This is a genomic window from Psychrobacter sp. SZ93C1 (assembly GCF_015864635.1).
GTDB lineage: Bacteria > Pseudomonadota > Gammaproteobacteria > Pseudomonadales > Moraxellaceae > Psychrobacter > Psychrobacter fozii.
In genome coordinates this window covers 23,100-37,291 of sequence record NZ_JADYWY010000010.1, presented here as the reverse complement: position 1 = coordinate 37,291, position 14,192 = coordinate 23,100, and the positions used below count along the sequence as shown (strand labels likewise).

At 42.6% G+C, this 14,192-nt stretch carries 13 protein-coding genes; 10 read left to right on the top strand and 3 right to left on the bottom strand.

Annotated features, from left to right (window positions below; translation table 11 throughout):
- The first annotated feature begins 166 nt into the window (after window positions 1-166).
- The 7 genes from I6E83_RS12395 (at window position 167) to I6E83_RS12365 (ending at window position 7,339) form a co-directional block, all read left to right on the top strand.
- Window positions 167-1,879, top strand: coding sequence for an acetolactate synthase 3 large subunit (locus tag I6E83_RS12395; RefSeq protein WP_197102434.1), 1,713 nt, complete (start codon window positions 167-169; stop codon window positions 1,877-1,879).
- Window positions 1,879-2,376, top strand: coding sequence for an acetolactate synthase small subunit (gene ilvN, locus I6E83_RS12390; protein WP_110923965.1), 498 nt, complete (start codon window positions 1,879-1,881; stop codon window positions 2,374-2,376). The genes I6E83_RS12395 and ilvN overlap by 1 nt, the downstream gene beginning before the upstream one ends.
- Window positions 2,377-2,529: 153 nt before the next feature.
- Window positions 2,530-3,546 (top strand): ketol-acid reductoisomerase, encoded by a 1,017-nt coding sequence (ilvC, locus tag I6E83_RS12385; protein ID WP_110923966.1) that lies wholly within the window; start codon window positions 2,530-2,532, stop codon window positions 3,544-3,546.
- Window positions 3,547-3,825: 279 nt separating this feature from the next.
- Window positions 3,826-4,251, top strand: a complete 426-nt coding sequence (locus I6E83_RS12380; RefSeq protein ID WP_197102308.1) for a hypothetical protein — start codon at window positions 3,826-3,828, stop codon at window positions 4,249-4,251.
- Window positions 4,252-4,630: 379 nt separating this feature from the next.
- Complete coding sequence (locus tag I6E83_RS12375) at window positions 4,631-4,843, top strand: cold-shock protein (RefSeq protein WP_010196799.1); 213 nt, start codon at window positions 4,631-4,633, stop codon at window positions 4,841-4,843.
- A 678-nt stretch (window positions 4,844-5,521) separates the two neighbouring features.
- Complete coding sequence (locus I6E83_RS12370; protein WP_197102306.1) at window positions 5,522-6,271, top strand: electron transfer flavoprotein subunit beta/FixA family protein; 750 nt, start codon at window positions 5,522-5,524, stop codon at window positions 6,269-6,271.
- Window positions 6,272-6,406: 135 nt separating this feature from the next.
- A complete protein-coding gene (locus tag I6E83_RS12365) occupies window positions 6,407-7,339 on the top strand; it encodes an electron transfer flavoprotein subunit alpha/FixB family protein (RefSeq protein ID WP_197102304.1) in 933 nt (310 codons plus the stop codon).
- Window positions 7,340-7,544: 205 nt separating this feature from the next.
- Here the strand turns inward: I6E83_RS12365 and I6E83_RS12360 are convergent, their stop codons facing one another.
- The gene (locus tag I6E83_RS12360; RefSeq protein WP_197102302.1) at window positions 7,545-8,339 is read right to left on the bottom strand and encodes a TrmH family RNA methyltransferase; all 795 of its coding nucleotides are present in this window, start codon (window positions 8,337-8,339) and stop codon (window positions 7,545-7,547) included.
- Between the two features lie 104 nt (window positions 8,340-8,443).
- Entirely contained in the window at window positions 8,444-9,427 is a 984-nt protein-coding gene (locus I6E83_RS12355; RefSeq protein ID WP_197102300.1) for a class 1 fructose-bisphosphatase, read from the bottom strand.
- Window positions 9,428-9,819: 392 nt separating this feature from the next.
- Between I6E83_RS12355 and I6E83_RS12350 the strand changes: the two genes are divergently transcribed.
- The 3 genes from I6E83_RS12350 (at window position 9,820) to I6E83_RS12340 (ending at window position 12,706) form a co-directional block, all read left to right on the top strand.
- Window positions 9,820-10,893: an aspartate carbamoyltransferase catalytic subunit gene (locus tag I6E83_RS12350; protein ID WP_197102298.1), complete on the top strand. Its 1,074-nt coding sequence runs from the start codon at window positions 9,820-9,822 to the stop codon at window positions 10,891-10,893.
- Window positions 10,894-11,007: 114 nt separating this feature from the next.
- Window positions 11,008-12,165, top strand: coding sequence for a dihydroorotase (locus tag I6E83_RS12345; RefSeq protein ID WP_197102429.1), 1,158 nt, complete (start codon window positions 11,008-11,010; stop codon window positions 12,163-12,165).
- On the top strand, window positions 12,158-12,706 hold the full coding sequence (locus I6E83_RS12340; RefSeq protein WP_227680944.1) for a DUF2127 domain-containing protein: 549 nt from the start codon (window positions 12,158-12,160) through the stop codon (window positions 12,704-12,706). The genes I6E83_RS12345 and I6E83_RS12340 overlap by 8 nt, the downstream gene beginning before the upstream one ends.
- 89 nt (window positions 12,707-12,795) lie before the next feature.
- Here I6E83_RS12340 and I6E83_RS12335 read toward each other — a convergent pair whose 3' ends face one another.
- Complete coding sequence (locus I6E83_RS12335) at window positions 12,796-14,064, bottom strand: cation:proton antiporter (protein ID WP_197102296.1); 1,269 nt, start codon at window positions 14,062-14,064, stop codon at window positions 12,796-12,798.
- Between the last annotated feature and the right edge of the window lie 128 nt (window positions 14,065-14,192).

Genomic DNA, 14,192 nt, shown 5'->3' with positions numbered 1-14,192 from the left:
GTTTTCTTTTATAAAATAATGCTACTGCTTACCAAAAAAAAAGGTGATGACAGTGACGCAAACCACGCAAAGTCCGAATATGACTGGACATACCCAAACGGGTAATGCCGCCAAAAATTTTGAAGAAAAGCAACAACGCCTTGCTGAAGGTAGTGCACAGCCTGTAATGCTGTCTGGTGCTGAGATGCTGGTGCAATCGCTGACGGATGAAGGTGTCAAATATATCTTTGGCTATCCAGGCGGTGCAGTTCTTCATATCTATGATGCCTTGTTTCAACAAGAAAATATTGAGCACATCTTAGTACGGCACGAGCAAGCAGCGGGCCACATGGCCGATGCTTATTCACGAGTGACTGGTAATACTGGCGTCGTGCTAGCAACATCAGGCCCTGGTGCGACCAATACTGTGACCGCTATTGCTACTGCCTTTATGGACTCTGTGCCAATGGTTGTAATCGCAGGTCAGGTGCCAAGCAGCCTCATTGGTGAAGATGCTTTCCAAGAAACAGATATGGTTGGTGTATCACGTCCTATCGTTAAGCATAGCTTCCAAGTACGCCATGCTAGCGAAATTCCAATGATTGTTAAAAAAGCCTTTCACATTGCACAGTCTGGACGTCCAGGCCCTGTGGTAATTGATGTGCCAAAAGACATGACGGCACCTAGCGAAAAGTTTGCTTATGAATATCCGAAAGAAGTATTTATTCGCTCATATCAGCCATCTCTAAAAGGCCATAGTGGTCAAATTAAGAAAGCCGTAGAGACGCTACTAGCCGCACAGCGTCCTATCATCTACGCTGGTGGTGGTGTGATTTGGAGTAAGGCTCACGAAGAGCTGAGAGATATTGCGCATCGTCTAAACTTACCAGTGACCAACACATTGATGGGTCTTGGTACGTTCCCTGGTTCTGATAATCAGTTCTTAGGAATGCTTGGCATGCATGGTACCTACGAAGCCAACATGAGTATGCATCATGCTGATGTGATTTTGGCAGTGGGCGCGCGTTTCGATGATCGTGTGACCAATAACGTCAAAAAATTCTGTCCTAACGCCACCATTATTCATATCGATATCGACCCTGCGTCTATTTCAAAAACGATTCTTGCTCACATTCCTATCGTTGGTGATGTGAAGTCAGTATTGACCGATATGTTGGATATTATCGGTGAAGACAAACAACTTGAGCAACATGCATTGCTTGACTGGTGGTCGCAGATTAACGAATGGCGTAAGCGTCATGGTTTGTGTTATGACACCAGCACAGACAATGGCATTAAGCCACAAAGTGTCGTACAAGCCCTAGATAAAGTGACTAACAGTAACGCTATTATTACCAGTGACGTTGGTCAACATCAGATGTTTGCCGCGCTTTACTATACTTATAATGAGCCACGCCAATGGCTGAACTCAGGTGGTCTTGGTACCATGGGTGTTGGTCTGCCGTATGCGATGGCTGCCAAACTTGCCAATCCTGAGCGTGATGTGGTTTGTATTACTGGCGAAGGCTCTATTCAGATGAATATCCAAGAGCTATCGACTTGTTTGCAATATAACTTGCCAGTCAAAATTCTAAACATCAACAACGCCCAGTTGGGTATGGTTAAGCAGTGGCAAGACATGCTATATGAAGGTCGTCACGCACAGTCATATATGAATTCACTGCCAGACTTCGTTAAATTGGCCGAAAGTTATGGTCACGTCGGTATCAAAATTACTGACCCTGCGACTATGGAAGCACAGATAGCAGAAGCGATGGCAATGAAAGACAAGCTGGTATTTATTGACGTTTATGTCGATCGTAATGAGCATGTATATCCGATGCAAATTGCTGGACAGACAATGCGTGATATGTGGTTAACAAAAGGGGAGCGTACCTAATGCAACAACAACATCTGATTTCGGTATTAATGGAAAACGAAGCGGGTTCGTTGTCGCGTTTAGTCGGTTTGTTCTCACAACGTGGTTATAATATCGAAACGCTAAACGTCGCGCCAACTGATGACCCAAGTATCTCACGTCTGACTGTGACAACTATTACTTCACCTGAAAGAATTGAGCAGATCACCAAGCAATTGCATAAATTGATTGAAGTGGTTAAAGTGCTGAACCTATCAGAAAACGTACACGTTGAACGCGAATTAATGCTAGTAAAAGTTCGAGCGTCTGGTAGTGTACGTGAAGAGATTAAACGCAGTGCAGACATTTTCCGCGCACAAATCGTTGACGTCAATTCTAACTTATATACGATTCAAATCGTCGGTGATAAAGCCAAGCTTGATGGCTTTATTGATGTAATTGGTCGTGAACGTATAATGGAAGTGGTACGCTCGGGCGTCATCGGTATTTCACGCGGTGAAAAGACGCTTAGCCTTTAATCGGTTGAGTGTCTAATAACAGAATATTTTAGTTAAATCATATTGATTTAAAATCAACAAAACGCTTATCTTAGTGACCATTTTACGATAGTGGCTATTGCATAAGCGTTTACTATCCATGGCAAACCATGATTGAGAAAAAGGACTGTATTTATGAACGTTTATTATGACAAAGATTGTGATTTATCAATTATCCAAGGTAAGAAAGTTGCTATTATTGGTTACGGTTCACAAGGCCATGCCCATGCGCTTAATCTACAAGATTCAGACGTCGATGTGACTGTTGGCCTACGTGCCAATTCAGGTTCATGGAAAAAAGCTGAAAATGCGGGCCTAAAAGTTGCTGAAGTAGAAGAAGCGGTAAAAGCTGCTGACGTTATCATGATTTTGACGCCTGATGAGTTTCAAAAAGAGCTTTATAACGATGTAATCGAACCAAACATCAAAGAAGGCGCTACCTTGGCTTTCGCTCATGGTTTTGCGATTCATTATAACCAAGTCGTGCCACGTGGCGATCTTGATGTCATCATGGTGGCACCAAAAGCACCAGGTCATACTGTACGTTCAGAGTTTGCTAAAGGCGGCGGTATTCCAGATTTGATCGCTATCTACCAAGATGCTTCAGGTCAAGCCAAAAACTTAGCATTATCATATGCTGCTGGTGTTGGTGGTGGTCGTTCAGGTATCATCGAAACAACATTCAAAGATGAAACTGAAACGGATCTATTTGGCGAGCAAGCAGTACTTTGTGGCGGCGCAGTAGAGCTGGTTAAAATGGGCTTTGAGACGCTAACAGAAGCGGGCTATGCACCAGAAATGGCTTACTTTGAGTGTTTGCATGAGCTCAAGCTTATCGTTGACTTGATGTATGAAGGCGGCATCGCTGACATGAACTACTCAATCAGTAACAACGCTGAGTACGGCGAATACGTTACAGGCCCTGAAGTCATCAACGAGCAATCACGTGAAGCCATGCGTAATGCACTAAAACGCATCCAGTCTGGTGAATACGCGAAGATGTTCATCTCTGAAGGCGCAACCAACTATCCATCAATGACCGCGCGTCGTCGTAACAATGCTGAGCACGAGATCGAAATTACTGGTGCTAAGCTGCGTGGTATGATGCCATGGATTGGTGGTAATAAAATCATTGATAAAGAAAAGAACTAAGACAGTATTAACTTATAGAAAGACTGTTTAGTTTTAAAGAAACCCATGTTATCGACTGATAGCATGGGTTTTTTAATGCATTCTATTTGTTTAATGCTTTTATGGTAGGCTATCTACGGGTTGAAAACCCATGGTAGTCCCCAATATAGACAGGCATTATTACATTAACTAATGGTTTGTCCGGTTAGGCGATTATTGTTATTTCCGTTCGTCTTTGAGCTATGAAACAAATCAAATAATTTCCGTTCTTCTTTTCCTATAGATTACAGGTTGTATGTTGTGCAAATATCTTATTCTGACTGGCTAACGCCGCAATTCATATATGTTCTTCTTAGTGCTGTGATCGCTGTTTTAATTTGGATAGAAGGGGAGATGCTCAAAACAACAGATGGCAAATTGCCTCAATCTAAGTTTTTTAAAATCAGTTCACTTTTGGATACCTCATGGTTCTTTATTTCCGTGGTCATGTTATATGTGATTGATCTGACACCATTGGCGGTTGCAGTACCTGCTGCCTATGGTCTCTACACTACTTTTGGTTGGGTATACGGAACGCGTCTACTGAAACGTAAAGGTATTCCTGACTCTCCGAAAGACTTAGTAATACCGGCTAAATATATCGCTTACAGCCAGTCATTTTCATTGGTTTTCTTTGCGCTATGCTTACTTGTATTAACCTCACAATGGTTACCGATAGCTCAGTAAAGGTCAGTCTAAATTATAGCTCGCTAACAATTTTTGACCTTGTGATTTATCAACTTACTTGAATTATTGACTTTTATTGTGGATAGTATCGAATAAAAAATATTATTTATATCAATATGTTATGTGGTTAATGAGTGCTTGAACTAACTTCAAAAAATTGGTTTTAATTATTTACAAAAATCATCAATTTAACCTGTTGTCATTATGAAAAGCTGCTATAATCAAGCTGTACTTACAATATTTCAGGTAAAAAATTCAAGTCATCCGAGGATGATTTAGTAGATTTTACTGCCGCATTCTGCAAAAAAATATTTGGGTATATATCAATTAATCGGTGATGACACACGTCTCGCCAACAGTTAAAGAGTTAGGAAAATTTATGTCAGATAAAGTTGAAGGCACTGTAAAGTGGTTTAATGAAGCTAAAGGTTTTGGTTTTATCGCTCAAGACAATGGCGGACAAGACGTATTCGCTCACTACAGCGCTATCCAAGGTGGCGGTTTCAAAACCCTAGCTGAAGGCCAAAAAGTGTCTTTCATCTTAGGTGATGGCAAAAAAGGCCCACAAGCTGAGCAAATCGAAGCTATCTAATTTCTACTAGTGATTGAGTAGACTGTTTTTCAGTGAGCTTGATTGCAATGAAATTATCAATACGCATTGATTACTTTGTTTGTTAAAACAATAAAAATACTGTTTCAACTTTAAAAAAAAGCAACCTCTCATCAGGTTGCTTTTTTTATATAAATTTTTCTTGTCATCATATAGTATGAGGGGAGTATCTTTAGCTAATCACTATTAGTGGGGCTCATTCATCTTGTAAAGAAATAGTGAAAATATTTACATTCATTATGAGATATTCTTTTGAAGAAATAAGTAATAACAAAATGTTAAGTAACTAAAGTACCTACAATGCTATAAAGGTTGAAGATATTTAGAATATAGGTGAAAGCGAGCCGTAAAATTGTTCGCTTATAAACTATTTGTAATAGAATAGTGATAAATTTATGACGCATTATTCACGGCGTTGTCTTGACCTTATGCTCGTGCTCACGCAAGATACATAGGTCTGATAATAACGGTTGGCTTAGCTTTAACGGATTTTGTCGATAGAGAATATGATATAAACATATTTTTTAGTATTGTTTCATTTTTTCGATTATTAACTGTCTGTTGACGCGCTAACAACCTTCAACACTATTTTGAACAACAATGAACCTTTGGTTCTTAATTGATAACTTTTAATTCATAACATTAATAAACGAGGAACGTATGAAAGCATTAGTAGCGGTCAAGCGTGTCATTGATTATAACGTAAAAGTTCGTGTAAAAGCCGATAACTCTGGCGTTGATCTATCAAACACCAAAATGTCAATCAACCCTTTTGATGAAATCGCAGTAGAAGAAGCAGTTCGTCTAAAAGAAGCTGGTGTGATTGATGAAATCATTGTTGCATCAATTGGCCCAAAAGAATCACAAGAGCAGATTCGTGCCGCTCTAGCATTGGGTGCTGATCGTGGTGTGTTAGTTTTGACTGACGAAAAGCCGTATCCATTACAAATCGCTAAGATACTAAAAAGTATCGCTGAGTCTGAAGCTACAGACATTATCCTATTGGGTAAGCAAGCGATTGATGATGACAACAACCAAACTGGTCAGATGCTAGCGGCATTGATGGGTATTGGTCAGGGTACGTTTGCATCAGAAGTAAAAGTTGAAGGCGATAAAGTAAACGTAACGCGCGAAATCGATGGTGGCCTACAAACAGTTGCGCTTGATTTGCCAGCAGTCATCACGACTGATTTGCGTTTGAATGAGCCACGTTATGCAAAACTGCCTAACATCATGAAAGCGAAGAAAAAACCGCTTAATGAAAAGACGCCAGCTGATTTCGGTGTTGATATGGCATCTAAGCAAGAGATTATTAAAGTTGTGCCACCTGCTGAACGCAAAGCTGGTATTACAGTAGGTTCAGTGGATGAGTTGGTTGATAAGCTAAAGAACGAAGCTAAAGTAATCTAAGACTTCGCTACGGCATATCATGTACAAAGTTACATGTTTAATTTGGCTGATTCAGTATTCGCCACACCAGTAACTTTGTACACAGACAACCTCATGACATGAATAGACGATACGAATAAATAAAGGATTAGAACCATGGCAATTTTGGTATATGCAGAACATGACAATGCCAGTCTAAAAAAGGCAACTTTGAATACTATCGCTGCTGCTAAGCAAATGGGCGATGATATTCATGTATTGGTCGCTGGTAGTGGTGCACAAGCGGTTGCTGATGAAGCCGCTAAAGCTGAAGGCGTTTCTAAAGTATTGCTAGCAGACAACGCAGCTTATGAGCATCAATTGGCGGGTAACGTTGCGTTACTGGTTGCTGATGTCGCTAAAGACTACAGCCATATCATTGCACCAGCGACAACGACTGGTAAGAACTTTATGCCACGTGTTGCAGCATTACTTGACGTTAGCATGTTGTCAGAAATTTCTGCTGTAGTAGATGCTCAAACGTTTGAGCGTCCTATCTATGCAGGTAACGCGACGGCAACGGTTAAAACTTCAGAAGACAAAATAGTGTTGACTGTACGTACTACTGCATTTGATCCAGTGGCGAGTGAAGGTGGATCAGCAGCTGTTGAGACTATCGACAATGTACAAGAGACTGGCAAAGCAAGCTTTGTTAATGAAGAGATGGCTAAATCTGATCGTCCAGAGTTAACGTCAGCAAGTATCGTAGTATCTGGTGGTCGTGCGTTAGCAAACGGTGAAAACTTCACTAAATATATCGAACCATTGGCTGATAAATTGGGCGCTGCTGTTGGTGCATCACGTGCTGCAGTAGATGCAGGCTATGTACCAAACGATATGCAAGTTGGTCAAACAGGTAAAATTGTTGCACCAGACTTATATATCGCCGCAGGTATCTCAGGCGCGATTCAGCATTTAGCAGGTATGAAAGATTCTAAAGTTATCGTTGCTATCAACAATGACCCAGAAGCACCTATCGCTAGCGTTGCTGATTACTTCCTAGAAGCGAATTTGTTTGAAGCGCTACCTGAATTAACCAGCAAGGTTTAATATATAGTCATAGAACTACTAAACGGCTACGGCGTTACCCTCCTTAGATGTACGACTTGTACAATCTACAGTTGGCTGCCTTGTATCCGTTTTAGATTTCTTGGACTATATCAGTAGTAGACAGATCATAAAAAACCCACTATTAAATGATAGTGGGTTTTTTATGATTTATAGATAAGCTTTTAATTGCAGTTATAAACCAAAGCTAAGCGTAATTTCTTTGACGCAAGGTTTCATATAGACATAACGAACCTGCAATCGCTACGTTTAGGCTTTCTTGACCGTTTGGCTGTGGTAAGGCTATGGGCGTGGCACATTGCATTAATTCATCGCTGACACCTTGACCTTCATGACCCATAATCCACGCCGTCGGAGTGGTGAGGTTGTGATCGTAAATTAAAGTGTCGGTATGTGAGCTAGTGGCTAAAAGTGGCACTTGTACATAATCTAAAATGTCTTGTGTGCTTAGACCTTCATAAATAGTGAGTGCAAACTGTGCACCCATACCTGCTCGTAGCGTCTTTGGAGACCAAGCTTGCGCAGTCGCGCTGGTGCATAGGATGCTATTAATACCGACTGCTGCTGCCGTACGTAGTAACGTACCAACATTACCGCTATCTTGTACGTCATTCAGAATCAGGCAGTCCTCATTGATCATCGATAGCCCCGGCATTGGCACTTTAATAACCGCCATAATGTCGATGCCTGTACCTAAGCTTCGAATGCTCTCATAGAGCGAATCTGAAAGCGTCATAATAGGTGTATAGGTTGGCAAGCGAGACAATACTTGCTGAACTTCAGGATGATTGTGAGCTGACTCTGCCAGTAGCATTTGGGCGAACGGATAGTCACTACGTAGGGCAGCATCGATAAGATGTATGCCTTCAATGACCGTCTGACCATGCTTGTTACGCTGGCGAGACTGTGTCAACAGGGCTTTCACCAACTTGACCGTTGTATTTTTATCTGAAGTAATCAGCTCAGTGGGATTTGTTACCATAGTGGATCGCTTAGAGTAGACTGAAGGAATCATTTGGACAATTAGCAGAATGCTTATTACTGATTAGCATTCTGCTAGCTGTCTTTAACATGTGCTCAAATCAATTATTTTTCAGAATAATTTACGTGCAAGTCTTTAACGTAATTGACTTCGTTTTTGCTTCCCAGTACGACAGGGACACGTTGATGAATATCAGTCGGTTCGATATCTAAGATACGGTTGACAGCATCCGTGGCTCCGCCGCCAGCACGCTCAATTAATAAGCTCATTGGGTTGGCTTCATACATCAAACGTAACTTGCCCGCTTTGTGAGCGTATTTGGTATCAAACGGATAGGTAAATAGACCACCGCGGCATAAGATGCGATGCACATCACCAACCATGGCAGCGACCCAGCGTGTATTAAAATCGCGACCACGTATACCAGCTTCACCAGCGATCAGCTCGTCGATGTATTGTTGCATTGGTGCGCGCCAGTAGCGATAGTTTGAGCTATTGATAGCATATTCACTGGTATCAGCATCAATTTGCACATTGTCTTCTATGAGTACATAATCACCCGTATCTGGATCTAGGCTGAACATCACAACATTTTCAGTTATCGTTAGTGCAAGTACAGTAGAGGTGCCATATAACAAATAGCCTGCTGCCAATTGCTGATTGCCTGCTTGCAAGAAATCGCTGTTTTTGCTTGTTTGACCTTGGCGTTGGTACGGCAAGATAGAAAAAATAGTACCGACGGCCATATTGATATCGATGTTTGATGACCCATCCAGTGGATCAAACAATACCAGTAGACTGCCATCAGCGTTGGCAGGGGTAGCATTGTCTAACTCTTCTGACGCAACACCTGCACAATGCGTATTTTCTGCCAATGCATCTAACAATAAGTCATTAGCCAGTACATCCAATTTCTTCTGATCTTCGCCTTGCACATTTTGATTACCAGCTTCGCCTAGGATATCGGCTAAGGCTCCTTTTCTAAGTAGCTGTGAAATGGTTTTACCAACGTTAGTGACGGTGGTAATCACGTCGTTCAGTTCAGTGTTGGTTGGATGTTGATCTAGATAACTGGTTAGAGTCGTCATAAAGCTTCCTAATAATGGTATTGATAAGTCGTATTGAGAGTAAAAGAATAAGCAGTGACAAGCGCACTCTAGGCGGGCAAATTTTCAAATAGCGATACCGTGTCTTTGTCCTGACCGTAAAATCAGCTACACTATATGTATTATTATTCGTTAATATCTTTGGTAAGCTTGTTTTCGGTCATGATCGCTACACTGATATTGCACAGTCGCTACGCGAACATTGTCTAGCAGGTGGCTGAGTGTATTTATAGGACTGGTGTCATTGGGGTAAATTGTATCAAATAAGCGCCAAAATGTCCTTGTATCTATGTATATCTACGATAAATGCTCGAACAAAGATGAATAAATGATTAATATAGACACATACAAACCCACAATGAAGACTTGCCATTATGTCAAATTCTCTCGATAGCAGCTCACTACATACGATCTCGCCGACTGACTACGCAAAATTCGATCCTAGTACCATTCATCAAAGGCTCAATACATCATTGAGTCGTCCACAGCTCAATACCGATGGCAGTATCCGTCATTTTTTGGGTGTAGAAGGCCTCAATAAACAGCAATTGCAGGCGATTATCGCAAAAGCAGAAACGTTCTTTGATAAAAATGGACAATTAATCAATCGGCCTGAGCTCGAAGGCTATACCGTGATGAACTTGTTTTTTGAGCCGTCAACGCGTACACGTACGACGTTTGAAGTGGCCGAAAAACGTCTGGGTGCCAATGTACTGAATATCGATATCGAGCGCTCTAGCGCTAAAAAGGGCGAAAGTCTACGCGATACACTGTGGAACCTGCAAGCCATGACAGCAGATATCTTTGTAGTACGCCATTCAGCATCAGGCGCTGCTCATTTTATGGCGACAGAAGTGACGCCTAATATTGCCATTATCAACGGCGGTGATGGCTGGCATGCACATCCGACGCAAGGCATGCTCGACATGTTGACCATTCATCGGGAAGCGCCGCGCCCTTTTGAAGAGTTATCAGTGGCTATCGTGGGTGATATTAAGCACTCACGAGTGGCACGCTCTGATATTAATGCGCTACAAACTTTAGGGGTCAAAGACATCCGTGTCTGTGCACCGCGCACTCTATTACCTAAAGGCATTGAGCGTTATGGTGTGCGAGTTTATGAAAATATGAATGAGTGTGTCACGGACTGTGATGTCATCATGGGACTAAGGATTCAAAACGAGCGTATCGGCTCGCCATTGCTAGCGTCATCGAGTGAATACTACAAACACTATGGTATTACGCCAGAGCGCGTGGCACTTGCAAAGCCTGACGCATTGGTTATGCATCCAGGACCGATGAACCGCGGTGTTGAGATTGCTTCAAGCGTGGCTGATGGCGCGCAATCTGTCATTTTAAAGCAGGTAAATAACGGTATTGCCATTCGTATGGCTGTACTCTCTCTTGCGATGGAAGGGCAACGCGCTCATCAAGCGGCTGGTAATTAACCTGTCGCCACGCTGTTTTATTCTTCATTATTTCATTTTATTGATACGGTAATAACGCTCATGTCTAATACGATAAACACTGATGCACCGATATTTGACCATCTTCCTAAAGCCATTAAAAATACACTGCCAACCGCAGTAACAGATAAACTGGCCTCGCTTGAAGCTGGACATGAAATGTGGCTGCTACCACCGCTGGTTGACTTATGCGCACGCCTACGTGAACCAGGCCAACAGCAGCATGGTACGTTGGAATCAGAAGGGCTTGCCGCTCGTGGCAATGGTTTTTTGCATGTGGTGATTCCACCTGATACCAATCCTATTCTAGAAAATGGCTCACTGCTCAAAGGGTTGCGTGAGCGCGCGCTTGATGATGGTGGTATCTACTTACACGTATTGGGTGCATTGACGGCTGGACTAGAAGGAGAGCGTCCTTCAAATATTGCGGGATTGAAAAAAGGTGGCTGTATTGCAGTATCTAACGCTCGTAGACCTTTTCGTAACGATTTAGTGCTACTGCGTACGTTAGAGTACGCTGCAACCTTTGGTATGAAAGTATTCTTTTATCCTGATGAGCCAAGCCTGTCTGGCGATGGGGTAGCACATGAAGGCTATATCGCTTCTTATCATGGGCTGCAAGGCATACCATGGATTGCGGAAACGGTCGCCTTATCTACTCAGCTACTGATGGTCGAAGAGACGGGAATAGCGGCTCACTTCAGCCAGTTATCTTGCAAATCATCAATCGAGCTGATGCGCTGGGCAAAAGACAAAGGTCTGCCAGTGACTTGTGATGTAGCGATGCATCAATTGTACTTAACCGATGATAACTTAGAAGGCTTCAATGCCCAAGCTTATGTGTTACCGCCACTGCGTAGTAATACTGATCAACAGGCCATTCGCCGTGGATTAAAAGACGGCACCATTGATGCGATTTGTAGTCATCATGAACCGCTAAACAGTACGGCCAAAAAAGCGCCGTTTGCTGAGAGTACCCCAGGTATTTCAAACTTCGATACCTTTATGGCGCTGGCATGTCAGCTAGTACATGATGAGGTGTTAACTTTGGAGCAACTCGTCGATAAAATCTGCCTTAATCCTGCAAAAATTGCTGGTATCGGTGAGCAGTATGAAAGTATCGGCGGTGCGGTATTGGTCGATCCTAATCTAGAGTGGCAGGTGACAGCGCAATCTATGCTGTCAAACGGTAAGAACACACCGTTTTTTAATCAGCAGTTGCAAGGTCGCGTTGTGGAGACATTCTTTGGCTAATTTGCCCCGACAGAATGACAGTCCGCCACCATCTTTAAAAGATAATGCGACGGACTTAATTGGCCGGAAACAAAAGCCACGAAGCACTTCTAGTGAGTCTATCAAAGCGGTAGCAATCTATGAGATGGTAAAAGGGTTGGGTGCATTGCTCGGTGCTGTTGCGTTATGGTCATGGCATACCAATCTTGCACGTTGGCTGACGACGGCAACAGCCTCTTGGCAACAGAGCTTTGGTCACTTGTTTGCACCGCAATTTGATAGTGTGGTACGAATTGCCCAACAGGCTAGCAAAAACTGGCCGTTGTTTTTATTATTGATTTTTGCCTATGCCAGTCTGCGCTTTCTTGAAGCATATGGCCTATGGCAAGACAGAACATGGGCGTATTGGTTTGGTGTGCTTGGCTATGGCATATTTATCCCTATTGAGATTTACTATTTAATTGCCCGCCCATTTGACTGGTTTAAATTGGGCATATTGATCTTAAATATTTTTATCGTCATTGTGGTTTATCGCAATATGAAACGAAAAGGTCTGATATAAAAACGTACGACAAAATATATGGGTACAAAAAAGGCCAGCATAAGACATCTTCTTATGCTGGCTTTTATGTCACTGAATACATCTACCGTTTATGTTTCTGTGGCATCCGCACGAATGCTTTTTGCCACTTTACCAACGCTCAAGCCTTGTACCAATATAGAGAATATGACGACCGCATAAGTGAGTGCCAATAATATATCGCGCTCAGTGCCCATAGGTAGTTGCAACACTAGGGCAACGGAGATACCACCACGCAATCCGCCCCATGTCAGCACCTTCCATGCGCCAGTTGGTAAATCAAGCTGACGGCTAAAGCTCTTAGTGGTCATACCCACGACAATAAATCTAGCAAGCAGGGCGATTATAATCGTCAGACCAGCGGCGATAAACAGGTTACCTGAGTAAGCAATCATGACCACTTCTAGACCAATCAACACGAACAGAATAGCGTTTAAAATCTCATCGATTAATTCCCAAAACAAGTCAATATAATGACGAGTCTTATCGCTCATCGCTAATGCTCGCCCGCGATTACCAACCATTAATCCCATCATTACCATCGCGAGTGGTCCTGATAGGTGCCAATGGCTGGCTAGCGCATAACCACCGATTACCCCTGCAAGCGTTAACAACACTTCCTCTTGGTAACTGTCGATGCTTTTGAGCATGTAATACAAAATCGCCCCAAGTACCAAACCAAAGACAATGCCGCCACCTGCTTCCACTGCTAGGGTATGCGCCACATAATTGGCTGTCGGAATGTCGCCGCTCGATAAAATACCAAGTAGCAGCACAAAGATAACCACGCCGATACCATCATTAAATAATGATTCGCCTGCGATGACAGTTTCGATGCTCTTTGGGGCGCCCGCTGATGAGAGAATACCCATCACCGCAATGGGGTCGGTCGGTGATATTAAGGCACCAAATAACAGGCACCACAGAAATGGCAAGCCAAAACCGAGCAGCGGCAACATAAAGTATAGGGCAGTGGCAATAAGCATCGCTGATACAATAGTGCCGATGCAGGCAAGGATGCCAATAGGCAGTTTGTAGCGTTTTAAGTCGCTAATATTGACATGTAAAGCACCTGCGAATAACAGCATAGAAAGCATGCCATCCAATAAGACTTCGGTAAAATCGAGCTGTGCTAATAAGCTGACTTCGTAATCAATAAGCTGATCAAAGCCTAAAAATCCCAAAAATATGGCGCCAATAGACAATAAGATGGAGATAACCATCACGCCAATCGTGGTCGGCAGACCAATAAAGCGATGATTGACATAGGTCAATAATGCTGTGATGGATAAAAATATCGCGCTGATTTCAAGTATGGTTAGGCTGCTTGTGGGGGCCATGAAAAAGGTCTCAAATAATGATGAAAAGTATTCTTAAACGTAGTGCTGATAAGAATTAAATGGTTTGGATCGTAGTTATCTTCTCGCTTGGACACCAGTAATGAATATCAATTGATGGGTCTTGATAT